We start from the raw sequence: 23383 nt of genomic DNA on the forward strand, positions 1-23383 counted from the left end.
TTACCGAGGGTGCTTGAGGCCCAAAGTATGAACAGCTTGCACGCCAGACCGCATGGCCCCTTCAAGGGTTGCGGGCAAGCCGGTGTTTGTCCAGTCTCCGGCCAGAACCAGATTTACCAAAGGTGTAGCAGGGCCACAGCGTAGGCGGTTTTGTTCAGGTGTGGCTGCAAAGGTTGCGCGTTTTTCCCACACAACACGTTGGGCCGCCGGTGTGGCCGGAAGAGGTTGCTCCAGCACGGCATCACAAGCCTGGCAGACTTCCTGCCAGATGGTGCGGGCCAGATCATCCTGATTCTGGTCTGCATAGCGGTTGGCGGCGCTTACGGTAACAGACAGAATGTTTTCGCGCAGGAAAACCCATTCCGTTACGCCGCCAATAACGCCCATAAACCCACATTGCGCAAAAGAGCCTTGTGGAATGGGGCGTTCATCCAGCTTGAAATGCAGGTTTAGAATGCTTTCAAATTCTGTTGGAGCGGTTATGCCAGCAATCTTGTTGGCTAAGAGACTCTGCGCCACAGGAGCAGGTACAGCCATGATGATGGAATCATCAGGCCCCAAGGTAATGTCTTCTTCGGGCGTATGCAGGGTTGTAATGCGGCCGCGCGCTTCTTCCACACCGGTAATACGGCTTTGGGTGCGCACTTCTACATTCATGTCCTGCAAATGCTTTAGGGCCGGATCCACCAAGGTTTCGGAAAGGCCAACCTTGGCAAACCACGGCATACAGGCCGTCCCCCCCAAGGAAAGAGATTCGCGAATAACAGCACCCAGCAATGCGGCGCTTCCGGTATCGGTAAGCGTATTAAGGGCGGAAATAGCAAACGGCTCTAAAAGCCGCCGGGCGAAGGCACCGGGCAATAGGCAATCTGCAACTGTTTCGTTTTCACCTGCGTTCATCAAGCGGTACAGGCTGCGCAAATCAGGCAGGCGCATATCCGGCACACGCCGATGTGGCTGAAATACCCACCACGGCATACGCCCGCGGGAAAGGTTTAATGTCCAGCGCGTATCTTCGGCCAGATCTACAAAGGGGAAAAGTGGCGCGTGGGGGCCGGTTAAGGTGTCCAGCGCGCCGGTAAGCCCCAGATAACGGAAAACAGTTTTGTTGGCAGAAAGCAGCAGATGGTTACCGTTATCAATGCGGCAACCAAGCTGACGATCCATATAAGAGCGCGCCCGCCCGCCACAGGCGCGGCCTGCTTCGTGTACGATAATGCGTGGGCCAGAGCCCGCCGCTTCTACCGCAGCGGCCAAACCGGCCATGCCCGCGCCAATAATATGCAAAGTGCCTGTCATCACCGTTTCCTTATCGTGCGATCAGGGAAGATAAGAGCAGGCGAGCGCGTAAACCTTGCCTACGGTGGAGCTTTCAGGCCGCTGGCGCAGTACATCAGGCCCCCATCCACGTTTGCGCAGGTTTTTCAGCACCGTTTCATAGCTGGCACCCATAATGCGGGCTGGCAGCATGGTGCGGGGGCGGCAAAGCTTCATGGTGGCAAATGCCGTTGTGAAGTGATCCTGCGCACGAGCAGCTATAATTTTGGTAACTTCCTGCAAGCCGGGGGCGGTAAGTGCCTTTACCGGATCATGCGGCACGTTAAACCGATCTAGCAGATCGGATGGCAGATACAGGCGGCCACGTGCGGCATCTTCGGGCAGATCACGCAGGATGTTGGTTAACTGCAGGGCGCGGCCCAGATGATAGGCAACCTTATTGCCTTCATCAGAGCACTCACCAAAGATACGCACAGACAAACGGCCAACGGCTGCGGCTACGCGATCACAGTAAAGATCCAGCGTTTTTTCATCCGGCGCTACAATCGGGGTGGCGGTATCCATCAGCATGCCATCAATGATGGCATCAAAATCTGCCTGTTGCAGCGCAAAGAACGGAATGGCGGCTAGCAGAACGCGTTCCAGCGGTTCGTGCGGGGTTTCAAGCCTGTCCTGATACAGGTGGGCAATCTTTTTGTGCCATTCCTCCAATGCCTGTGTGCGTTCTGCCAACGGGGCCAGGCCATCGGCAATATCGTCCACCACACGGCAGAAAGCGTAAATGGCATACATGCCGTAGCGGCGCATGGGGGGCAGGATACGCATGCCAGCGGCAAAGGAGGTTCCCGCCTGTTTGACCGTACTTTCCACCCAGGCAAGATCAGCAGGATCACACCCAAGGGGGGTCGGCTCGTCATGCATCTGGATGTCTGGGGTTGTCACGCGCTTCTCACTTGTTGTTCGATTGTCAAAGTTATTTGGTCAGGCTCTTTTTACAGAAGTTCTGCCATTCGGAAAGGTCATGCCCATGCCCGCAGGGCCGCAATGGCTGCATGCATGCCGTCTGCCCGACGCAAGGCCACACGCCCTGCCAGTGGGTCTTCACGCCGCAGGCGGCGGGTAAGGCAGTGTGCCAGTTCTACAATAGCAGCACATTCCATACGGAATCGGCGGTCACGGATATGGGCAGCTAAGGCGGAAGCCTGCTGGTTGAGGGCATCTACCCCGTCCAGCATGGTGTTGAAAACACGCCGCAGAGCAGGAGAGGTGCTACCAGCCAGCAGATCCTGCTGCGATGTGCCGCAACGTTGCATCATATCTGCGGGGATGTAGCAGCGCTTCAGGCGCTTGAGATCACCAGAGCAATCCTGAAGGTGGTTTAGAATCTGTAGTGATGTGCACAGTGCATCGGAGGGCGCAAAGGCGGCGGAAGATTCTTCGTGCAGGCCAATCAGATAACGGCCCACAGGGTTGGCGGAATACCGGCAGTATTGCAGCAGATCATCCCATGTCTGATAGACATGCCCGCGCGAATCGTTGCGGAAGGCAATCAGCAGATCCGTTGCTGTTTCAAACGGAACATGCGTTTGCAGAAGAGACCGGCGCAACGTTGCTGCACTTTGGGCATCGGGCCGGTTGATCGGGTCCCGCTTGCCGAGCAAAACCTCTTCCATTGCATTCAGGCGTGTAATCTTGTCATCGGGGGCAAGGGTTTCACTATCTGCAATGTCATCAATAACACGCGCGTAATCGTAGTAGGCATGCACGTGCGGGCGCAGCTTTTTGCTGATTAGCAGGGAACCGACGGGAAAGTTTTCATCCGAAGCTCCCTTGCCGGATGAAACGTCTGCTGTTCCCCATACGCTGGTTGTGTTGGTCATGCCTGGCTCAATATGATTGCGCGATAAGGGCAGCCTCGTGATTTACATGAGGCTGCCGGGAATGCCTATCCCTTAACTGCGGCCCTGCCCAGAGGGAGGCTTCAGATATATTTCAGGCGCGCCGGCTTTTTTGTTCTAGCGTGCGCCCATCATTGGGTATGGCTTCGGTATAGGCGCGGTCTTTCCAGACCACACCTTTACCCCGGTGGTGGTTAAGGGCGGACCCGATAGTGGCGGCTGTATAAAACAGCGCAATAAACGGCAACGCCAATGCCCATAAAGGCGAAAGGCGAAAGCGCCGCAGTGTAGGTATAAAGGAGCAGAGAGAAATGGCAAACGTGGCTGCTCCAACCCATTGTGCAGGCCCACGTGCCAGAAAAGCAAGTGCAGCAGGGGCAAGCCACACCAAAATCATGGCTAATACGGTTAACACCAATAGCGCGGGTGAAAAGCGTAACTGCACGTAAGCCGTGCGCGCAATCATACGCCAGATATCGCCAGCCGTTGGATAGGGACGAACAGATTTGGCCAAGCAGGAATGGCCTAGATACAAGTGGCCGCCAGCTTGTTTGACGCAGCTTGCCAGTGTGCAATCATCTATCAGGGCGCCACGCAGGGCTTCAATGCCGCCAATCTGGCGGAGCATATCGCGGCGCAGTAAAATGGTGCCCCCTGCGGCTCCGGCCGTTTTATCTTTGGGGTTATTTACCTTGGCGAACGGATAAAGCAGGGCAAAAAAGAATACAAAAGCTGGCACCAAAGCGCGCTCAGCAAGGCTTTCGCACTGAAGTTCCACCATTTCGGAAACCATGTGCAAACGGTCTGTTTGTGCCTTGGCCACCAAGGTAGAAACATGTGCCGGAGCATGCAGAATATCTGCATCTGTAAACAGTATGTAACCGCTGCCATCTGCACATTGGCGCTCCGCCTCTGCCACCCCTTGGGCAACGGCCCATAATTTACCGCTCCAGCCAGCAGAAGGCTCTGCCCCATCTACAACGGTCAGGCGGTTGAGAGGGTCGGGCAAAGCCCGTGCGAGATCCCCTGTGCTATCCGTACTGCGATCATTTACCAAAATAACGGAAAGGCGGCCCATATAATCCTGCGCCAGCAAAGAAGAGAGGGCTGGCTGAATGGATTCAGCTTCATCCCGGGCAGGCACAACCACCGTAACATCCGGCGCAATATCCATGCGCGTCCGGCCTGCGTCTGCGGGTTGCAGAATGGGGCCAGCCTGCCAGAACTTTCCATGAAAAAATATCAGCCCAATCCAGATAATGGCGCATAAGATAGCCAGAGCCAGTATCACTGCTGCTCTCCTATTTCAGCATGCCATTATTGCGGAACCAGGTAATGGCATCTTCCACCGCCTTGCGTGCCGGACGCGGGTTATACCCTAGTTCACGCTTGGCTTTATCGGATGAGAAGAACATTTTTTTGCGGGACATGGCCAACATCTCACGCGTTACACGTGGGTTGATGCCAAAGGAGCGGGAAAGCCATTCGGACACAATTGCCACAGGCCAGATGACTTCCTGCGGCAGCCTGATTTTTGGCGGCGGCACGTGGGCAATTTCTGAAACCATAGCGAACAGATCGCCCAGCAGGTAGTTTTCGCCGCCCAGAATATATTTTTCGCCAACGGTGCCACGTTCCAGCGCTAGCGCATGGCCTTCAGTCACGTCATCTACATGTACAATATTCACGCCTGTATCGACATAGGCGGGCATGCGGCCTGCGGCGCAATCCAGAATCATCTGCCCGGTGGGGGTGGGTTTGATGTCTCGCGGGCCAACGGGTGTGGAAGGGTTTACGATAACCGCCGGTAGCCCCTGATCACGCACTAATTGCAGCACTTCCTGCTCGGCCCGGTATTTAGAGCGCTTGTAAATGCCAATAACGGCATGTTCCTGTACGGGGGTGTTTTCATCGGCAATGGAACCATCACCAATCAGGCCCAATGCCGCAACAGAGGAACAATACACAATTTTTTCAACACCAGCCGCTTTTGCGGCCAGCATAAGCTGGCGGGTGCCCTCTACGTTTGCTGTCATCATAGGGGCAGGGTCTGGCACCCATAGCCGGTAATCGGCAGCAACGTGGAATACGTAGCGGCACCCTTCTACCGCACGCGCAAAGGTTTCTGGGCGAGAAAGATCACCGTCCACCAAATCGGCAGGAATATCCGCAATATTGCGTCTATCGCTGCCTTCGCGCACCATTAGCCGCAGGGAATGCCCCCGTTCCAGCAAAGTGCGGGCTACGGCGGAACCAACAAAGCCTGTTGCGCCGGTTACGAGGGTATGGGCAGTCATGAGAATATACGCTCCCCCAGAGGTACGATACGTAAATAAAAGTGGTAAGGACGTTAATCCCGAACGGCAGGTCTGTTTCTTTATCCTGCTGTCCGAGGTGGCGCCAGACCCCGTGGTGGTGTAAGGGGACGAACCAATCACACACACACACTGATGCGCCGCTTGCTTTTTACCACATGGCAAAGGGCCTTGGGTGTGCTGGACAAACAGAGCTGGGGCCTTGAAGAAGCTTACGGTTTTTCTTACTTTTCTCGGGCTTGTGGCCGTTACGGCAGCAATGGCATGGAGCGGTTTCGATTCCGTTTTGCATGCCGTTATGCGTATAGGTCTGGGCGGCTTTCTTGTAATGGTATGCTGCCAGTTGCTGGTAGATGGCGTTCTGGGGCTGGCTTGGCATGCCGCTTTTCCCGAACTGGGCTATTTTAGGCTGCTATCCGCCCGCATGGTGCGCGATGCCGCAGCAACATGCCTGCCTTTTTCCCAGCTCGGTGGCATTGTTATCGGGATTCGGGCCACATGCTCATCGCATGGCTTTTATAAAGGCGATAAGCGGGAAGTGGCGTTGCCAGAGGCAGCTTGCGCCAATCTGGTAGATATCACCACGGAAGTGATGGGGCAGGTGGCGTTTGTGCTGCTGGCCGTTGCTTTTTTGGTGGCGCATCAGCGTTCCAGCCCGTTTGTTGTGCCCGTAGTGTGCGGTGCGGTGTTCCTGATTGCAGGCACAGCCGGGTTTATCTGGACCCAGCGGCATGGTGGTAATCTGTTCCGCAAATTTGGTGGAACATTTACCCGCAGCCTTGCCTCCCAATGGCACGAAAACCTGACTCAAGGCGCTGATGATCTGCAAGAGCAGATGGAAGCGGCATGGAGCCGCCCGTGGCATATCTGCCGCTCTGCGCTGTACCATTTTGTAGGGTGGCTGGGCAGCGCAGCTATGCTTTGGCTAACGGCGCGTTTTCTGGGTGCGCATCTTTCCTTCCCCAATGCCGTTGCTGTGGAAGGCGTAACCTGCGCCATTATGTCTTTAGGGTTTCTGGTGCCCGGTAGCTTGGGTGTGCAGGAAGGCGCCTATATGGCGCTGGGCCATGCTTTTGGTATCGATCCTTCTGTCTCACTTGGGCTTTCTCTGCTGCGGCGTGGGCGTGAGATCATCATCGGCATTCCTGTTCTGTTGGCATGGCAGTTCATGGAAATGCACGGTTTACGGAACAATAATAAAACTGATGAGGACAAGGCAGCGTATCCTCCCGCTTCTTCAGTGGTGAAGGATACTCACCTTGGCTGAGGATACTGTGCCTGTTTTTGATACGCTGGCTGTTATTGGGCCAGGGCTTATCGGATCTTCCGTGTTGCGGCGTGCACAGGCGGAGGGAAATCTGGTTCGCAAACTTATAGCAGTGGATCAGAGCCCGGATGTGTGTGCCCGTGTGGCAGAGCTAGGTATTGCGGATGAGGTGACAACAGATGCCGCAGCCGCAGCCGCGCAGGCTGATTGCGTGATGCTGTGTGTGCCAGTAGGCGCTATGGGCGCAGTAGCTGCACAGGTTGTTCCGGCCATGAAGCCCGGCGCAATATTGACAGATGTGGGCTCTACCAAGGTGTCTGTGATTGAGGCTATCAGGCCTTCACTACGGGCAGATGTGCCATATGTGCCCACGCATCCTATGGCAGGCACAGAGTTTTCTGGCCCAGATGCCGGGCTGGCAGATTTATTTGAGAATCGCTGGTGCCTGATAACGCCATTAGACTGCACTACGGCAGAGGCGTTGGAAAAAATGCGCACCTTGTGGGAACGCTGCGGTGCCCGCTTGCGGGAAATGACACCCGCGCATCATGATCGTGTTTGCGCCATTGTTAGCCATTTGCCGCATTTGCTGGCCTTTACCATTTGCGGCACGGCAGATGATCTGGCGAGTGAAACCCGGTCTGAGGTGTTAGATTTTGCTGCATCCGGCTTCCGGGATTTTACACGTATTGCAGCTTCAGACCCCATTATGTGGCGGGATATTTTTCTTTCCAACCGTGAAGCTCTGCTGGAAATGCTGGGTCGGTTTATGGAAGATGCGCAGGCTATGGCGCGCGCTATCCGATGGGAAGATTCCGATTACATTGTGGATCGGATTGAACGGGGCCGCAAAATTCGCAAAAGCCTGATCGAGAACAAACAGGCCTAAAGGTCTGACCTGCGTGCTTAAAATCAGGTCGGCTGCCCGTAGGCCTTGATGTGTAGCGCATCCAGCCGTTTGTGGTTGCGGTCTGTCATGGGGCTGAGTTCTAGCACTTTCTGCCAGGCTTTCAGTGCGGCTGTGCCATCATTACGGTGTTCTTCAACACTGGTCAGAAGGCTCCAGCTTTCCGCATCTAGCGGATCGCGCTGCAAGGCTTCACCTATATCAGCGATGGCTCCTTTAAGATCTCCCGCCACAAGGCGCATTTGAGCGCGTGTGCGCCACAGAATGGCTTGGTCGGGCTGTAGGGCCAGTGCATCGCCTATGTCTTCCACCGCATCATCTGGTTTATCGGTTGTCAGATCTTTTTCTGCCCGACGGACCAAAAGTTGTGTGGTGGGGGAAAGCTTGGCCGAACGGAGGGCCTCCAGTTGTTCTTGCAGGGTGTGCGCTTCCTCTGGTGTTTTAGCGTGAGCTAATGCCGTGGAAAGCTGCTTTATTTGTTCTGCAATGCTGCTGGAATGCTGTGATGCGGCATGTGCTGGTGGGGAGGCTGGTGGTGTGGTGGTTTGCGTCCATCCTGTAGCCGGGAGGCCCATATATATTGCGCAGATGCCGGCAAACAAAAACCCGCTCCTCCGGCAAGCGGAAGAACGGGTTTTACGCATGACATGCGTGTTCAACCAGCCAAAAAGGGCCGGATGATGCATGAGATTAGCCCTGACGAGCTTTCATGCGAGGGTTCTTCTTGTTGATAACATAAACCCGGCCGCGACGACGCACTACACGGCAGTCTTTATCGCGCACTTTGGCCGACTTCAGGCTGTTTCTGATTTTCATGGCCCGTTTTCTCCGCCGATGCTGATGGACGTACAAAATAAGTTGGCTCGGCACATACCGGGTGCGTGCGTGAGAGTCAATATTTCTCGCATTTCTGGGCGCATTTTCTCATAATTCAGGTGGATTTTCTGCTTTGCGCGAGGGTGTTGCAGGTGGGGCCAGTGCCGCAAAAGTTGTGGCAAGTGTTTGAAAATCTGCTGCGCGGGGAGATCTTGGCCGCCACGCCAGCCCAATGGTACGCCGCGCCAGATCGCTGGTAAGAGGGCGTGCTATAAGATTATGGCCTCGCAGAATGCCTGCATGAATGGCCAGTTCGGGCATAATGGCAATGCCCAACCCCAGTTCCACCATTTCTGCCATGGAGTGGAGAGACATGGCGGTAAAGGTGGAGTCGCTTTCTCCTTCAGATCCGCTCCGGCTTGGGCTTTGGCGGCAAATGGCCAGAGTTTGATCGCGCAGGCAGTGCCCATCCTCCATCATGATCATGTTGTGTTCGGATAATTGAGAGGCTGGTACGGCAGGTAGGGCAGAAAATGGGTGGTCTGGTGGCATAATCATCCGGAAGGGGTCTTGCCATAATGGGTGTGTTTCTGTGCCATCGCACAGGCAGGGCATGGCCACCACCAGTGTATCTAACTGGCCGAGGGAGAGTTTTTCCAGCAGATGTTCGGTCGTGTCTTCCGTAATGGACAACAGAAGGCGCGGAAAGTGCTCGCGCAAGTTAAGCACCAATTGTGGAATCAGAAATGGCCCAATGGTGGGAATAATGCCGACTCGTAGCGGCCCAGTTAGCGGTGTGCGGGCAGCGGCAGCCAATTGCGGCACGGCTTCCAGTGCCGCCAGTGCTTGCCGGGCCTTGAGTGCAATTTCGTGCCCCAAAGGGGTGAACACCACTTTTTTGCCCACGGTGCGGTCTAGCAAAGGGGCATCAAGCTGGCGTTCCAGCGCCATAATACCGGCAGAAAGGGTGGATTGTGTGACTGCACAGGCAGCGGCAGCCCGCCCAAAATGGCGCAGTTCTGAAAGGGTGATCAGATAGCGTAATTGCTGGGCAGAAGGCAGCGGCAGCACGGTATGATTTCCTGATGCAATGTATCTAAGGGGCAAATCTTCGGCATTTCATCGAATAGTTCAATGATTTTGATATAAAATATTCATTGGCTTAAATGAAAAAGCCGCGCCATACAGGACAACACAGCCGGTGGCACGTTGGTGCTGCATGGTGTGTGCCAAGCTATAAGGAGCAAGATTATGCTGACAGTTGGCGATAAATTTCCAAGTTTTGATCTGACCGCCGTTCCTGGTGGCCCGGAAGGCCTGAAGGGCGAATTCGTTCAGATTTCTGACAAGAGCGATGCCGGTAAGTGGAAGATCGTATTCTTCTGGCCGATGGACTTCACGTTCGTCTGCCCGACAGAAATCGTGGCTTTCGGTAAGCTGGCTAAAGACTTCGCTGATCGCGATGCCGTTGTGTACGGTGTGTCCATCGATAGCCAGTTCGTGCACCTTAACTGGCGCCTGCATCATGATGACCTGAAGGATCTGCCGATCCCGATGCTGGCTGACATCAAGCGCGAGCTGACAGAAGGCACAGGCGTTCTGGCTAAAGAAGCCGGTGTTGCCCTGCGCGCCACTTTTGTTGTGGACCCGCATGGCGTGATTCGCCACGTATCCGTCAACGATCTGTCCGTTGGTCGTAACCCACAGGAAGTCCTGCGTATTCTGGATGGCCTGCAGAGCGACGAACTGTGCCCATGTAACTGGAAGAAGGGTGACGACTTTATTAAAGTCTGAGCCTGAAAATTTCATCCGGCCTGCGGGGCGGATGAGGCGGTGCGGGTGGCATATGCCACCCGTTGCCTTCTTCCATAAAGGGGGAGGCGGTAGCCTTGATGTGGTTACCAACTGCGCCAAATAGTGGGGCAGTTTACGCGGCAAAAACCGCGCGGGCGCTATGCGTCTGATTTTTCCGAACAACCTGAATATTGGAAAATGCTATGTCCATTGATGCAATCAAGGATCGTATTCCCGATTATGCCAAGGATCTGCGGCTGAATCTCAGCTCTTTGGTTAATGATGTGACACTCACACCGCAGCAGTTGGCTGGCACATTTGTGGCGTCTGCACTCGCCGCGCGGAATGATGAAGTTACATCAGCTATTGTGGCGCAGTTTGCTTCAACACTTTCACCAGAAGCTCTTACGGCAGCCAAATCTGCTAATGCTATTATGGCCATGAACAACATTTACTACCGCTTTGTGCATATGGCAGGTGGTGAATATTCCCAGATGCCTGCGCAGTTGCGCATGAGCGTGATTGCCAAGCCGGGCGTAGAAAAAGCTGATTTTGAGCTGTGGTGTCTGGCTGTTTCCGTAATCAATGGATGTGATCTGTGTGTGACCAGCCATGAAAAAATCGTGCGCGAGGCATTAGGGGCATCTGCCGTGCAAACAGCAGCACGTATTGCCGCAACTGTGCATGCCGTTGCAGTTACCCTACAAGGTTCCAGTGCTTTAGGTGATTGAAGCTGAAAAGCCTTGCTTCCGGCTGCCTGGCAGCCGGACAAAAGCGGGCCGCACCACTTTGTATTCCAAAAAGAAATAAGTTTTTAAGGAAATAAAGTGGCGCGAGTGACGGGGCTCGAACCCGCGACCTCCGGCGTGACAGGCCGGCGCTCTAACCAACTGAGCTACACCCGCAGTTTCAACGCGCTTTCGTGCGTTGGTATGTCGCGCTTTATAGCGATGTTTTCGCGTTTGGCAACAGGGTTTTCATAAAAAAATTCATTTCAGGAAGAATTTCTCGTGCTACGCGCAAAAAAGTGGCAATTTCTTTTGAAAGGAATGGCTTATTTGGCCTTTTCAAATGCTCCGGCAATAGAAAGCAACACCTTGTCCGCCACCAAGGGCTCATAGGTTTTTATGCCATAGGCGCTGCGCTTCAGTTCTCCCGTAGCCTGAAAGCCCACAGTATAGGTTTTGTTCATGGGGTTCTGCCCTGCGCCTATAAAACGTGCGTGCAGGGTAAGTGGCTGTGTAATGCCATGTAGCGTAAATTGCCCTTCAATATCAGCCGTGTCTGTTCCGGTTGGTGTGATTTTGGAGGAAACAAATTCAGCCTTGGGGTAGTGGGTCACATCAAGCCATTCAGAGGTTTTGAGCTCGTTAGTCAGCTTGGTGCTGGGGGTTAGGACGCTGTCAGTGGGAATAGAGACACTGAGTCGCGATGCTTCCGGTTGAGCGGGATCAAGCGCAAGCGTGCCCGATGCGTTTGAGAAAAAGCCGGAATAATTGGTAAAGCCCAGATGGAGTACAGAAAACACCACCTGCGTATGGCTGGGATCTACAGCGTAGTTTCCTTGTTCAACAGCGGAAAAGGCTGGAGCAGCTTGAGCTGTGGAGAGAACAAAAGTTAATCCCGCAATCATAAGGACAGGGCGCGAGAAAAAAGTGCTCATAAGCTTGTTCCTTTAAAAACGAGGGCTTTGAGAGGGATAGCTCCTGAGCAAACAGAAAGTTGCCGGTAAGTTTTTACGGCCTTTAACCGAAGCGGAAACCAGATAGCGCTTTACCCAAAACGGTATCGCTATAAGTGCGAATCCCTTCATCCTGCCCGGCAGCGCCTGCTGCCACCATAAGTGGCAGCAAATGTTCCTCCCGCGGGTGGCAAATACGTGCGCCGGGGGCAGCGGCCCAGTGCACAAGCTGGGTATCGCGCTTAACTGGCGGGGCTGTAACTGCTTTTTCCAGCCATGTATCAAATTCTTGTGCTGCCTGATTGGTGGCTGAGGAACCGTTCATGAAGTGGCGCAGGTTATGATAGCTCATACCTGTGCCAATAATCAGCACATTCTGGGCACGTAAAGGCTCCAGCGCGGCCCCTAGAGCAATGTGGGCGGCAGGGTCCATGCTTTTTAGCAGGGAGAGTTCCACAATCGGGATATCAGCTTTTTCAAACGCCAGCATGAAGGGAATAAAGACACCGTGGTCAAACCCGCGTTTGTCATCTGTGGCGCATGGCATGCCGGCTGCGTGCAAAAGGTTGCAAACACTTTGGGCCAGTTCAGGGCTGCCGGGCGCTGGGTATTGTAGCTGATAGGTATGCGGCGGAAAGCCAAAGTAATCATAAATCAGGGATGGATTGGGCGCGGCCGTAATGGTGGGAATGTCTTCTTCCCAATGGCCAGAAACCACCACAATGGCATCGGGTTTACGGGGGAGGGTGCTTTGCGTGCTGCGGAGATACGCCGCCATTTTGTCCCACGTATTGGGCCAATCCATAAAAAAGCATGGGCCACCACCATGAGGAAGAAAGAGAACGGGTTGGCGCGAAGGAAGGGAAGACCCCGTAATGGGCATGCTATTTTTCTCCAATATCCGTGCTTCATATTGGAGGCGAAGGGGGCGCTTGATAAGCTGTTATTCTAGGAAAACTGTTTTTGCATAGGGTATGAGGCAAGAAAAAAAGCTGCGGGGCAGAAGCCGCCGCAGCTTTTTGTCAAGCAGAGTGCAAAGGCGGTTTATTTGCCTTTTGCAGCTTCCAGAGCTTTCACAATGAACTCGCCTGCTTCTTCCTTTGTGCCCCAACCGGTCACTTTCACCCATTTGCCTTTTTCAAGGTCTTTGTAGCGGGTGAAAAAATGCTCAATGGCCTGCACGGTAATTTCCGGCAGATCGTCCACGCTCTGCACCTTGGTAAACTGTGGGTGCACTTTGTCGTGCGGCACGCAGATGATTTTTTCGTCCTGACCGGATTCGTCTTCCATCTTCAGAACGCCAATTGGGCGGGCGCGAATCACACAACCGGGCACAACATTGTGCGGCGTCAGCACCAGAGCGTCCGTTGGGTCGCCATCAGCGGCCAGCGTGTTGGGGATAAAGCCGTAAGCCGTAGGGTAAGCCATGGGCGTGAACAGGAAACGGTCCACCACAAGGGCGCCGCTTTCCTTGTCGATTTCGTATTTGACAGAAGAACCCTGCGGAATTTCGATCACGACGTTAATATCAAACGGCACATCTTTGCCGGGGGAAAGTTTTGAAACGTCCATTGAAGACTGCTCCAGAGCTGAAAAATTAAAGGCGGCAAACCCTATCTGGCAGATGCCCGCTTGCCAAGAGTAATGCGTTTTTCATGCCAACTGGCAGTTTTCAGCACAGAAACTCTTGCCAAATCGCTCAGGTTGCGTAATCAGGAACCCGCCTGCGCGCCCGTAGCTCAATTGGTTAGAGCGGGCCGCTCATAACGGCTTGGTTGCGGGTTCAAGTCCTGCCGGGCGCAGGCGATAACAGCTTGCTGCGCCGATGTGGTCGCACCCGCCCTTTAATCTTACCCATCCGCATTACGGGAGTTCATTATCATGGCATCCTATCAATACGTTTATGTCATGAAGGATCTGACAAAGTCCTATCCCGGCGGGCGTGAAGTGTTTAAAGGCATCACGCTATCCTTCATGCCGGGTGCCAAAATTGGTATCTTGGGTGTGAACGGTGCAGGTAAGTCCACACTGCTGAAAATCATGGCCGGCATCGATAAGGAATTCGGTGGTGAGGCATGGGCCGCAGAAGGGGTGCGTGTTGGCTATCTGGAGCAGGAACCGCAGCTAGACCCTAAGCTGACCGTGGGCGAAAACGTGGCTCTGGGCTTTGGCGATCTTAAAAAGGCCGTAGATCGGTTTAACGAGATTTCCGCCCGCTTTGCCGAACCCATGGAAGATGAGGAAATGAATGCCCTGCTGGCTGAACAGGCCGAATTGCAGGAAAAGATTGATGCCGGTGATGGTTGGGAGCTGGACCGCAAGCTAGATATTGCGCTGGATGCCCTGCGCTGCCCACCCGCAGATAGCCCGGTAGATAAGCTTTCAGGTGGTGAGCGCCGCCGCGTGGCGCTGTGCCGCCTGCTGCTGGAAAAGCCCGACCTGCTGCTGTTGGACGAACCAACCAACCATCTGGATGCCGAAAGTGTTGCATGGCTTGAGCGCACGCTGAAGGATTACGATGGCACCGTTATGGTTATTACCCATGACCGTTACTTTCTGGACAACGTGACCAACTGGATTCTGGAAATCGAGCGTGGCCGCGGTATTCCGTTCGAAGGCAACTATTCCTCTTGGCTGGAGCAGAAGCGCAAGCGTCTGGCACAGGAAGAAAAGGAAGAAAGTTCCCGCCAGCGTGCATTGGCTGCGGAACAGGAATGGATTAACGCTAGCCCCAAAGCACGCCAGACCAAAAGCAAGGCCCGTATTACCAAATATGAGGAAATGTTGGCGGCCAGTGCTGAAAAAGTTAGCGGCGTTGCGGACATTGTTATTCCACCAGGCCCACGCCTTGGTGGCACTGTTATTGAGGCCGAAAACCTCACCAAAGGCTTTGGTGAACGCCTGCTGATTGATAACCTTAACTTTAAGCTGCCGCCGGGTGGTATTGTGGGTGTTATTGGGCCGAACGGTGCTGGTAAATCTACCCTGTTCAAAATGATTATCGGGCAGGAAAAGCCGGATGCGGGGGCGCTGAAAATTGGTGAAACCGTAAAGCTTGGTTACGTAGATCAGTCTCGTGATGATCTTGATGCAGATAAAACCGTCTGGGAAGAAATTTCCGGCGGCACGGATGTTATCTATCTGGGCAAGCGGGCTGTGCCTTCACGCGCTTATGTTGGAGCCTTTAACTTTAAAGGTTCTGATCAGCAGAAAAAGGTTGGCGTGCTTTCTGGTGGTGAACGCAACCGCGTGCATCTGGCCAAGATGCTACGGCAGGAAAGCAATGTGATCCTGTTGGATGAACCTACCAACGATTTGGACGTGGATACCCTGCGTGCGCTGGAAGATGCGCTGGCAGAATTCCCCGGTTGCGCAGTGGTGATCTCGCATGATCGCTGGTTCCTGGACCGTCTGGCAACGCATATTCTGGCCTTTGAGGGCGATTCCCACGTGGAATGGTTTGAAGGGAACTTCCAGGCATATGAAGAAGACAAACGCCGCCGTCTGGGGCCAGATGCGACAGAACCTGGCCGTATCCAGTACAAACCTCTGGCCCGCTAAGTAGGGGTAATAGGAGCCCTTAATTTATTGGGCTCCTATCTTGATGAAGGCACCATGTATTACCAGCAGCATGCGGAATTAGAGGAAGGGCTTTTGCCTTTCCTTTGCTGCAAGGCGTGAATTGTGGATTCGCGTTCTGTTAGAACTCCGCGCCTGCTGCTTAAGCCCGTAACATGGCGGGATATGGAAGATATGGTGCGCCTAAAAGCAGATGGCGGTGCCTTTGGCCGCATGTTGGGTGGCGTGCGTAGCCGCCAGCAGGCGGAACTGGAAATGGCGGATGATATCGCTTTCTGGGCCTGCCATCGGGTAGGTATTTTTACCATTCATGAACAAGGCCGCTTTGTCGGCATGACCGGTATTCATGATCGGCCCGATGGGCGTGGCTTTGCCTTACGCTTTGCGCTTTTTCCGTGGGCCAGCGGTCGAGGTATTGCGCGAGAAGCCGCAAGTGCTGCGCTTAACTTTGCGCATGATGCCGGAATTAATAAAGTGATAGCCGTTGCAGCAGAAAGCAACGTGGCGTCCCGCACCATTTTGGGTGGTATTGGTATGCGGGTGGAAGAAACGTTTCAAAGAGATGGCCAAACAATGCTGGTTTATGAAAGTGTTTGGCCCAAGCCATAAAAAAGGCGCTCCCAGAGGGAACGCCTTTTTTTACAAACCAAAAACTCTATTTGTGCGTTAGTTGGCCGCTGTGTGGTGGCTTAACTGGCGCTGCAATGCATCCAGAAGGGCCCCTACGTTACCGCCATTACGTGCGATGTAGGAGGAATAGTCATTCCGCTGCGTTAGGCGTAGGCTTGCACCTTCACCAATTACGTCCACCACTTTGGGGCTGCCAGAGGCTTCGCTAACAATCCACTGCATGGCGGCCGCAGGCTGTTGTGGGCGCATCAGCGTGCTGTCCACGGCGTATTCATCTGGGCCAGAGCTGGTTACATTCCCCAGCGTAAAGTTTACGCCACGGTATTCACCCAGCTTGTCCGTAATGGCGTTCACCAGAACCTGATGGAACAGGCCCAGATAACGCTGTTGCTGGTCTGGTGAGGCTGTTTTCCAGTAACGGCCCAGGCAGTAGCGGCCGATTCCATCAATATCGACGTTTTTCTGCACCAGCGGCAGAACTTTCTCTTTCTTTTCGCTCAGCGGAATAGGGCTGTTGACGATAGCGACAAGCTGGTTGCCAAATACCTGAATAAATTGTTTTGCGTTTTCCGCAGCACGAGCAGGAGCGGAAAAAAGGCCACCAGCGCAAAGCAGGGCAAAGGCACCCAGAATAACACGGCGGCTTGAAAGAAATTTCATGTCTGTGTACCCTTTTGGCTGTTTTTCTTAATGGTACCAGTCTGGCACGGTCGCGCGGTTATCATTCTTGATGGCTTCAGCCTGCGCCCGACGCTGCTGCTGATAGGCGCTACGAATCGTAGCATAAGGATCCAGCGCGTCACGCTCCAACGCGTCTAGTTCATCCAAATGCTCAGAACGGGCATGCACAACCCCAAACAGGTTATAAGCCCAGTTAAAGCTAACCAACCCGTACCCGCGTGGCACATAGTCCCATGGGGAAAGGCCTTGGTCAATGGCGTAGCCAATACCATCACGGATAGAAGATGGCCCCATTGGCAGGAACAGATATGGCCCCGCAGGAATGCCCCAGTTGGCCAGTGTCATGCCAGCATCGTTATCATGGTGCGGGAATCCGGCCATTTTGGCTACGTCAATCAAACCGCCCAAGCCCACTGTCATGTTCACGCACCAGCGCACAAACATATCACCTGCGCGGCGTGGCTTGCCTGCCCCCACATCGTTAAAGAAAACGGAGGGTTCGTTCATGGTTCTGACAAGGTTGCCCAATGAATTACGTACCGGGCGTGGCACGGCCCACACGTAAGCTTTGGCCATGGGGCGCAGGCCCCATTTATCGAACTTCATGGTTAAGTTGAACATCTTGCGGTTCAACGGTTCGTAGGGGTCGTTCGCCGCCTTGTATTCAGCCAGAGCATCCGGGTCTTTGGGTACGGGTGCCTTAATAGCACTGCATCCTGCCGTACCCAGCAAAGTGGCGGCCAGGCAGAATGTGCCCAAACGAAAACGGCGCTGTGCCGAGGAACCTTCCCGCGTCTGACTTTTTTTTGCCTGCGCGCGAGGGCGGAGCCTTGAGCCGTTCCGTCCTGAAATCATTGCCACCTTTACCTTTGCTCTGTGACGACCGTCTGGCCCATGCTGAATGCAGGCCAATTGCTGTCGCTTTCTCTACCACGAGAAACCAGCGGCGCAATGGCAGGGCTTACTTGCATAACAAACAGGGGCGTAAAATAGACCCGTGTGTGCGATCTTTGACAGGAGAGTGAGAGATTTTTGTGCAATCTGTTGCCAGAAAGTCGCACTTCCTATCTTGCTTCAAAAAGAAAAGAGAATCCTGAAATCAGAGGCCACGATCCCGCTTGATGATATCCCACGCAGCGTTAATGCGTGAAATTTTGACGGATGCGGCTTCAATTTCAACGGCGCTTGCTTTGCGGGCCAACAGAATATCCGGGTGGTACTGCCGCACCAGTTTCTTCCGCAAGGCACGCAGTTCTTCATTTGAAAGATCTGGCGAGGCACCCATAACAGTATAGGCATCATCTTCGGCCATGGCTGGGGTGGAACGCCCGTGGGCTGCACGTTCCCACGCGCCACGGCTTAAACCAAACAGGGCATGTACCCGTTTGAGAAAACGCTCTTCTTCAGGAGCCAAGGGGTCATCCGCTGCCAGATCGGCGCGCGCAATGGTAAACAGAATTCCCATCAGGTCTTCCAACGGGCGTTTGTCTGTTGCGTAAACTTGCCCCAGTTCACGCGCGAAGGCTTCGTAATCATCCGTACGTTGGCGTGCCATATCAAACAGGCGTCCAACTTCACGCATGTTTTCATCTGGCACGCGAAAACGAGATTTAAAGGCGTTGATTTCTCGCCGGTTAACGGGCGCATCACACTTAGCCAGTTTGGCGCTAAGGATAACGCAGGAAAGCCCGTAAAGCTGTTCCTTCTTGCCAAGGGCCGCAGCCAGTTTGGCAGCCACAAAGGTAGCAGCCCCGTTAGGGTCTGGCCTTGCGCGCGCAGCCCATTTATCGCTCCAGCCACCTGTGGGAGGCTGGAGAATCGCACCTGTATCTGCTGCGTGGCCGAGTGCTGTGCCAACCGCTGCGCCAACCGGCCCGCCTACGGCAAAACCGGCTACGCCACCAAAAATTTTACCCCAGATCGCCATAGCAACAGTTTATCACGTTCTGGCAGCCTGCCCAAACATCCCTGATGCTTTAAGCGGACACAGCAGTTCTGCGTTGCTTTCAGGCAGAGGGAATCGCATGAGTGGTAAGCTGCTGTTTCAGCCATTCCAGTGCATAAACCCGTAAGGCAGAGGCTAGTGATTGCTCGGGTGAGCGTGCGGCATCCACTTTGGTAACTATCTGCGGCAGTGTTTGTGCCTGTTGGTTGGCTATATCTTCCAGCACATCCCAAAAGGTGGGTTCTAACGCCACGCTGGTATCATGGCCTGCCAGAATCAGGCTGCGTTTGCGTAAATGGCGGCTCAAGCAGCATCTCCCGTCAGGCGCTGTATGGCCCAATCTGCTGCTTCCGCCACAACGGCGTCTGGGTCTTGCCGCAATGCTTGTGCATAAGGCAGCAAATCCGGATGGCCAGAATTGCCAATGGCTATCAGCACGTTGCGGATGAACCGGTTGCGTCCGATACGTTTGATAGGAGAGCCAGAAAACATGGCACGGAAAGCCGTATCATCCAGTTGGCTGAGTGTGGCCAGTTCTGGCGCTATCAAATCTGGCCTTGGTTGCAGCTTTATGTGGCGAGATGTCTGGGCAAAGCGGTTCCACGGGCATACGGCCAAGCAATCATCGCAACCATAAATATGTGTGCCAATGGCTTTGCGGAGTGGCAGTGGAATAGGCCCTGCATGTTCAATGGTCAGGTAGGAAATGCACTTGCGTGCATCCATTTGATAAGGGGCCGGAAAAGCCTGCGTAGGGCATGCGTTCAGGCAACGGGTGCAGCTTCCACAACTGCCCCCAGAATGGGCAGAGGCTGGAAGTTCCAGCGTTGTGTAGATTTCGCCCAGAAAGAGCCAGCTTCCGTGCTGGCGAGACACCAGATTGGTGTGCTTGCCTTGCCAGCCTAGCCCGGCCTGTGTGGCCAGAGGTTTTTCCGCCACAGGGGCTGTATCAACAAACACTTTCACATCTGGGGCTGTATCCAGCACCATGCGGGCTTCGCGCACGATAAACTGGGCCAGATGCTTTAGCATACCCTTAACAACATCGTGATAATCACGGTGGCGCGCATACACGGAAATATTTCCGCATGTGCGATTGTGGAGTGTGCTTAGCGGATTCTCTGCCGGTGTGTAGTTCAGGCCTAACGCAATAACGCTGCGGGCTTCTGGCCATAAGGCTGTGGGTTGGCTGCGCTGTTCCGTGCGGTCTGCCAACCAACCCATTTCACCATGATACCCTTCGGCTAAAAAATCTTTCAGCCGTGCGCGCACTTCTGGCCCCAGATGGGCGGGACAGAAGCCTATGGCATCAAACCCAAGTTCCAGCGCCTTTATGCGTATTTTTTCCGCCAGTCTTGCTGCTGGTGCAACAGGTTGTAGCGCAGGCGCGGAAGGGGCGATCATAGAAAGACTTATTCAGGGAACAGGTGGAATAGCGGGTTGCGGCATTTCATCTTCAGTCCAATCCTCTGCTGCCCATTCTGCACGTAAAGCGGTGGCCAGTGCATCCAGCCGTTTTTCAACAATAGCCTGCCGAATCTGGCGCATCAGGCGCTGATAATAGGCAATATTATGCCATGTTAGCAGCATGGGGCCGAGTATTTCATTGGCGCGGAACAAATGGTGCAGATAAGCGCGGCTATGGCGTGAACATGCCAGACAGTCACAGTGTGGAGAAATAGGGCGTGCATCTGTGGCATGGCGGGCATTACGCAGGTTTAGCGTGCCGCGCTCGGTATAGGCGCGGGCAGTGCGGCCTGCGCGGGTGGGCATCACGCAGTCAAACATATCCACGCCACGTTGCACGCTGCCAAGCAGATCATCGGGGGTTCCTACGCCCATAAGGTAACGTGGTTTGTCCTGCGGCATGATGGGGGTTGTGGTGTCCAGCGTGGCGAACATGAGTTCTTGCCCTTCGCCTACCGCTAGGCCACCAATGGCGTAGCCTTCGAACCCAATATCGGTGAGCGCTTTTACGCTTTCCGCCCGCAGATCCACTTCTGTACCACCTTGTACAATACCGAACTGACCATACCCTTCACGCTGTACATAGGCTTGGCGGGAGCGTGCAGCCCAGCGCATGGAAAGCCGCATGGAAGCTGCAATGGCTTCTGGCGGTGCGGGCAGGGCGGGGCATTCATCAAAACACATGGTGATGGTGGCATCCAGTGCGTGCTGGATGTCTGTTGAACTTTCCGGCGTGAGCCGATGTTCAGAACCATCAATGTGAGAGCGGAAGGTGACGCCATCCTGATCCAGCCGCCGCAGCGCACCCAAGGACATCACCTGAAATCCCCCGGAATCTGTTAGAATCGGGCCGGACCAATCCATGAATTTATGGAGCCCACCCAAAGCGCGTATGCGTTCTGCCCCTGGCCGCAACATGAGGTGATAGGTGTTGCCCAGAACAATGCCTGCACCTGTAGAGCGCACGGCATCCATAGTCATGGCCTTTACCGTGCCAACTGTGCCAACCGGCATGAAGGTAGGGGTGGCTACAGGGCCGTAGGCTGTGTGCAGCATACCAGCGCGGGCAGCGCCATCTGTGCTTTCACACGTCCAGTTAAAGCGGGTCATTTTACTGTTCCGAGGTGGGGGCGTGGATGGAATGGGCGCAGCGCAGCAGGCAGGCATCGCCGTAGGAATAAAAGCGGTAGCCGCTGGCAACAGCATGGGCATAAATCTGCCGCGCGCGTTCGACGCCCGCAAAGGCGGAAACCAACATGAACAGCGTAGAGCGTGGCAGGTGGAAGTTGGTGAGCAGCATATCCACTGCGCGGAATTGATAGCCGGGCCGAATGAAAATGGAGGTTGTACCATCAAACGGATGCACAATGCCGTTTTCATCGGTTGCGGTTTCCAGCAGGCGCAGGCTGGTGGTGCCAATGGCAATAATACGCCCGCCAGCCTTACGGGTGGTGTTAATACGTTCTGCTGTTTCCGGGGTGATGATCCCGCGTTCTGAATGCATTTTGTGCTCAGAAATCTCGGCTTCCCGCACTGGCAAAAAGGTGCCAGCTCCTACATGCAAGGTGAGCGTACAGCGCTGAGCACCTGTGGCATCTACAGCTTTCAACAGGGCTGGCGTAAAATGCAGCCCAGCGGTGGGAGCAGCCACAGCACCTTTGTTACGCTCAAAAATGGTGGCGTAATCGCTGGTGTCCTGCGCAGTTGGCCCTTCGGGGCGATGAATATAGGGGGGGAGTGCCAATGCACCGGCTTTTTGCAGGAATACATCAAAAGCATCCCCTTCCGCACTAAAGCGGAGCACTGCCCCCCCGCCGGGCTCTAACGCCAACACGCGTGCTATGTCCTGCACACCGGGGAATGCAATAATGTCACCAACCTTGAGTCTGCGGGCATTGCGCACCAACACATGCCAACTGCCATCTGGCTGAATCTGATCCAGCGTAATACCAATTTTGGCTTCTCCGCGCAGGCCATGCAACTGGGCACGAATAACGGCCGTATTGTTTGCAACCAGCAAATCTCCCCGCTTCAAAAGCGAGGGCAGATCACGGATATGCCGGTCAGCAAATATGCCAGGCTGTGTGGCATCCAGAAGGCGCGCGGCTTCTCGCGGGCGGGCGGGTTCCTGCGCGATCAGGCTTTCTGGAAGGTGAAAATCAAAATCTTCGGTGCGGTCACTGCTCATGATGGCACCGTTTACGCAATAGGCTGGGCCAAGACCAGAGGCAAAGGTGCAGTTCTGCAGGTGGCATGCAGCCTGTGGGGGTTGAAGAGAGGAAGCTTAGGGGCCAGATTCCTTTTTCAGTCATGCCGGAGGGTATTCCGGTGAACAGATATTTAAAGGATGACAATTTATGTCTTACGCTCTTTTGGATGCCGCACGTGTTGCCAAGGCCGCTGAAGTTTCTTTGGGTGTGTTGAAAACCAGTGATGAAGCCACAGAAGCGCACCAGCGTAAGGTTATTATGATTGAACGGATTGAAGCTCTGGCCAAAGCAGCAGCAGAATCCAAGGCAGGCGTTACGCTGACATCCGAAGAATTCTGGTTAATCAGCCGTAACTGGTAACAGCACGGGAGCTGCTTTTATGGCATTTGTTCTTACAAGCCCTGCCTTTGTAAATGGTGATACGCTGCCACAGGCGCAGGTTTATAACGGTATGGGGCAGCACGGGCAGAATCTTTCCCCCGCGCTGGAATGGAAAAATGCCCCAGCAGGCACCAAAAGCTTTGTGGTAACGGTGTATGACCCAGATGCCCCAACCGGTTCGGGCTGGTGGCACTGGGTGGTGGTGAATATTCCCGCCACTATTACAGAACTGCCAACAGGCGCAGGTTCTGCCGGAGATAAGCTGCCCAAAGGCGCTTTACAGGTGCGTACAGATTTTGGCGTGCCCGGTTATGGTGGCGCTGCTCCGCCACCAGGGCGCGTGCACCGTTATGTTTTTACAGTTTATGCGCTGGACGTTCCTACGCTGGATGTGCAGGCAGATTCCAGCCCGGCATTGGTTGGTTTTATGGTGAACCACCACAAGTTGGCTTCTGCCAGCCTGACGGCTTTATATGGTAGTAGTGGTTCCCGCGATTAAGCGTTTCTTCCCTGAACCTTTTATAAAAGGTTCAG

The 23383-nt window shown here is 54.4% G+C and carries 26 protein-coding genes and 2 tRNA genes; 9 read left to right on the forward strand and 19 right to left on the reverse strand.

All coding sequences use genetic code 11. From position 1 onward, the window contains the following. The 5 genes from hpnE to hpnA all read right to left on the reverse strand — a co-directional run bounded on the left by hpnE (position 1) and on the right by hpnA (position 5473). Positions 1–1299: a hydroxysqualene dehydroxylase HpnE gene (gene hpnE / locus DS739_RS01120; protein ID WP_035352757.1), complete on the reverse strand. Its 1299-nt coding sequence runs from the start codon at positions 1297–1299 to the stop codon at positions 1–3. Positions 1300–1320: 21 nt separating this feature from the next. Then, on the reverse strand, positions 1321–2199 hold the full coding sequence (hpnD, locus tag DS739_RS01125; protein WP_035352759.1) for a presqualene diphosphate synthase HpnD: 879 nt from the start codon (positions 2197–2199) through the stop codon (positions 1321–1323). 98 nt (positions 2200–2297) lie between these two features. Next, positions 2298–3158, reverse strand: coding sequence for a squalene synthase HpnC (hpnC, locus tag DS739_RS01130; RefSeq protein WP_006116770.1), 861 nt, complete (start codon positions 3156–3158; stop codon positions 2298–2300). 112 nt (positions 3159–3270) lie between these two features. Continuing rightward, positions 3271–4467 (reverse strand): glycosyltransferase, encoded by a 1197-nt coding sequence (locus tag DS739_RS01135; RefSeq protein WP_006116771.1) that lies wholly within the window; start codon positions 4465–4467, stop codon positions 3271–3273. Between the two features lie 10 nt (positions 4468–4477). Then, a complete protein-coding gene (gene hpnA, locus DS739_RS01140) occupies positions 4478–5473 on the reverse strand; it encodes a hopanoid-associated sugar epimerase (protein WP_039891868.1) in 996 nt (331 codons plus the stop codon). 193 nt (positions 5474–5666) lie between these two features. Between hpnA and DS739_RS01145 the strand changes: the two genes are divergently transcribed. Both DS739_RS01145 and DS739_RS01150 read left to right on the forward strand, forming a co-directional pair. Beyond that, positions 5667–6758 (forward strand): lysylphosphatidylglycerol synthase domain-containing protein, encoded by a 1092-nt coding sequence (locus DS739_RS01145; RefSeq protein WP_050793154.1) that lies wholly within the window; start codon positions 5667–5669, stop codon positions 6756–6758. A gap of 7 nt (positions 6759–6765) precedes the next feature. Continuing rightward, entirely contained in the window at positions 6766–7647 is an 882-nt protein-coding gene (locus tag DS739_RS01150; protein ID WP_170315323.1) for a prephenate/arogenate dehydrogenase family protein, read from the forward strand. Positions 7648–7670: 23 nt separating this feature from the next. Here DS739_RS01150 and DS739_RS01155 read toward each other — a convergent pair whose 3' ends face one another. The 3 genes from DS739_RS01155 to DS739_RS01165 all read right to left on the reverse strand — a co-directional run bounded on the left by DS739_RS01155 (position 7671) and on the right by DS739_RS01165 (position 9552). Then, positions 7671–8351: a hypothetical protein gene (locus DS739_RS01155; RefSeq protein WP_006116774.1), complete on the reverse strand. Its 681-nt coding sequence runs from the start codon at positions 8349–8351 to the stop codon at positions 7671–7673. Positions 8352–8355: 4 nt separating this feature from the next. Continuing rightward, complete coding sequence (ykgO, locus tag DS739_RS01160; protein ID WP_003625637.1) at positions 8356–8481, reverse strand: type B 50S ribosomal protein L36; 126 nt, start codon at positions 8479–8481, stop codon at positions 8356–8358. Between the two features lie 108 nt (positions 8482–8589). Next, the gene (locus DS739_RS01165) at positions 8590–9552 is read right to left on the reverse strand and encodes a hydrogen peroxide-inducible genes activator (RefSeq protein ID WP_035352767.1); all 963 of its coding nucleotides are present in this window, start codon (positions 9550–9552) and stop codon (positions 8590–8592) included. Between the two features lie 180 nt (positions 9553–9732). On the opposite strand from DS739_RS01165, the gene DS739_RS01170 reads away from it, so the two are divergent. Further along, positions 9733–10275 (forward strand): peroxiredoxin, encoded by a 543-nt coding sequence (locus DS739_RS01170; RefSeq protein WP_035352769.1) that lies wholly within the window; start codon positions 9733–9735, stop codon positions 10273–10275. A gap of 203 nt (positions 10276–10478) precedes the next feature. After that, on the forward strand, positions 10479–11006 hold the full coding sequence (locus DS739_RS01175) for a carboxymuconolactone decarboxylase family protein (protein ID WP_035352772.1): 528 nt from the start codon (positions 10479–10481) through the stop codon (positions 11004–11006). Between the two features lie 97 nt (positions 11007–11103). Here the strand turns inward: DS739_RS01175 and DS739_RS01180 are convergent. The 4 genes from DS739_RS01180 to ppa all read right to left on the reverse strand — a co-directional run bounded on the left by DS739_RS01180 (position 11104) and on the right by ppa (position 13528). Beyond that, positions 11104–11180: transfer RNA gene (locus DS739_RS01180), tRNA-Asp, on the reverse strand. A gap of 149 nt (positions 11181–11329) precedes the next feature. After that, entirely contained in the window at positions 11330–11938 is a 609-nt protein-coding gene (locus DS739_RS01185; RefSeq protein ID WP_006116778.1) for a YceI family protein, read from the reverse strand. Positions 11939–12020: 82 nt separating this feature from the next. Further along, entirely contained in the window at positions 12021–12839 is an 819-nt protein-coding gene (locus tag DS739_RS01190) for a class III extradiol ring-cleavage dioxygenase (RefSeq protein ID WP_035352775.1), read from the reverse strand. Between the two features lie 161 nt (positions 12840–13000). Then, entirely contained in the window at positions 13001–13528 is a 528-nt protein-coding gene (ppa, locus tag DS739_RS01195) for an inorganic diphosphatase (RefSeq protein WP_006116780.1), read from the reverse strand. Between the two features lie 156 nt (positions 13529–13684). On the opposite strand from ppa, the gene DS739_RS01200 reads away from it, so the two are divergent. The 3 genes from DS739_RS01200 to DS739_RS01210 all read left to right on the forward strand — a co-directional run bounded on the left by DS739_RS01200 (position 13685) and on the right by DS739_RS01210 (position 16144). Beyond that, positions 13685–13758, forward strand: a tRNA-Ile gene (locus DS739_RS01200). A 79-nt stretch (positions 13759–13837) separates the two neighbouring features. Beyond that, entirely contained in the window at positions 13838–15517 is a 1680-nt protein-coding gene (ettA, locus tag DS739_RS01205; RefSeq protein WP_006116781.1) for an energy-dependent translational throttle protein EttA, read from the forward strand. Between the two features lie 123 nt (positions 15518–15640). After that, on the forward strand, positions 15641–16144 hold the full coding sequence (locus DS739_RS01210) for a GNAT family N-acetyltransferase (RefSeq protein ID WP_006116782.1): 504 nt from the start codon (positions 15641–15643) through the stop codon (positions 16142–16144). Positions 16145–16201: 57 nt separating this feature from the next. Here DS739_RS01210 and DS739_RS01215 read toward each other — a convergent pair whose 3' ends face one another. The 7 genes from DS739_RS01215 to queA all read right to left on the reverse strand — a co-directional run bounded on the left by DS739_RS01215 (position 16202) and on the right by queA (position 22446). After that, positions 16202–16825, reverse strand: coding sequence for a phospholipid-binding protein MlaC (locus DS739_RS01215; RefSeq protein ID WP_006116783.1), 624 nt, complete (start codon positions 16823–16825; stop codon positions 16202–16204). Positions 16826–16852: 27 nt separating this feature from the next. Beyond that, complete coding sequence (locus tag DS739_RS01220) at positions 16853–17701, reverse strand: VacJ family lipoprotein (RefSeq protein ID WP_026019323.1); 849 nt, start codon at positions 17699–17701, stop codon at positions 16853–16855. Positions 17702–17945: 244 nt separating this feature from the next. Then, a complete protein-coding gene (locus DS739_RS01225; RefSeq protein ID WP_035352779.1) occupies positions 17946–18773 on the reverse strand; it encodes a TerB family tellurite resistance protein in 828 nt (275 codons plus the stop codon). Between the two features lie 79 nt (positions 18774–18852). Continuing rightward, positions 18853–19098 carry a ribbon-helix-helix domain-containing protein gene (locus tag DS739_RS01230; protein ID WP_035352782.1) on the reverse strand — a complete coding sequence of 82 codons (246 nt, stop codon included), beginning with the start codon at positions 19096–19098 and terminating at the stop codon, positions 18853–18855. Further along, on the reverse strand, positions 19095–20195 hold the full coding sequence (queG, locus tag DS739_RS01235) for a tRNA epoxyqueuosine(34) reductase QueG (RefSeq protein ID WP_006116786.1): 1101 nt from the start codon (positions 20193–20195) through the stop codon (positions 19095–19097). Before queG ends, DS739_RS01230 begins: the two co-directional genes overlap by 4 nt. A 12-nt stretch (positions 20196–20207) precedes the next feature. Beyond that, on the reverse strand, positions 20208–21368 hold the full coding sequence (tgt, locus tag DS739_RS01240) for a tRNA guanosine(34) transglycosylase Tgt (RefSeq protein ID WP_035352785.1): 1161 nt from the start codon (positions 21366–21368) through the stop codon (positions 20208–20210). 1 nt (position 21369) lies between these two features. Then, positions 21370–22446 carry a tRNA preQ1(34) S-adenosylmethionine ribosyltransferase-isomerase QueA gene (gene queA / locus DS739_RS01245; RefSeq protein ID WP_006116788.1) on the reverse strand — a complete coding sequence of 359 codons (1077 nt, stop codon included), beginning with the start codon at positions 22444–22446 and terminating at the stop codon, positions 21370–21372. A gap of 169 nt (positions 22447–22615) precedes the next feature. Here queA and DS739_RS01250 point away from each other — a divergent pair, with 169 nt between their 5' ends. Both DS739_RS01250 and DS739_RS01255 read left to right on the forward strand, forming a co-directional pair. Then, on the forward strand, positions 22616–22828 hold the full coding sequence (locus tag DS739_RS01250; RefSeq protein WP_006116789.1) for a hypothetical protein: 213 nt from the start codon (positions 22616–22618) through the stop codon (positions 22826–22828). Between the two features lie 19 nt (positions 22829–22847). Further along, positions 22848–23348 carry a kinase inhibitor gene (locus DS739_RS01255; RefSeq protein ID WP_006116790.1) on the forward strand — a complete coding sequence of 167 codons (501 nt, stop codon included), beginning with the start codon at positions 22848–22850 and terminating at the stop codon, positions 23346–23348. The last annotated feature ends 35 nt before the right edge of the window (positions 23349–23383 follow it).

The organism is Acetobacter sp. JWB (assembly GCF_003323795.1).
In the GTDB taxonomy this organism is placed as follows: Bacteria; Pseudomonadota; Alphaproteobacteria; order Acetobacterales; family Acetobacteraceae; genus Acetobacter; species Acetobacter oryzifermentans.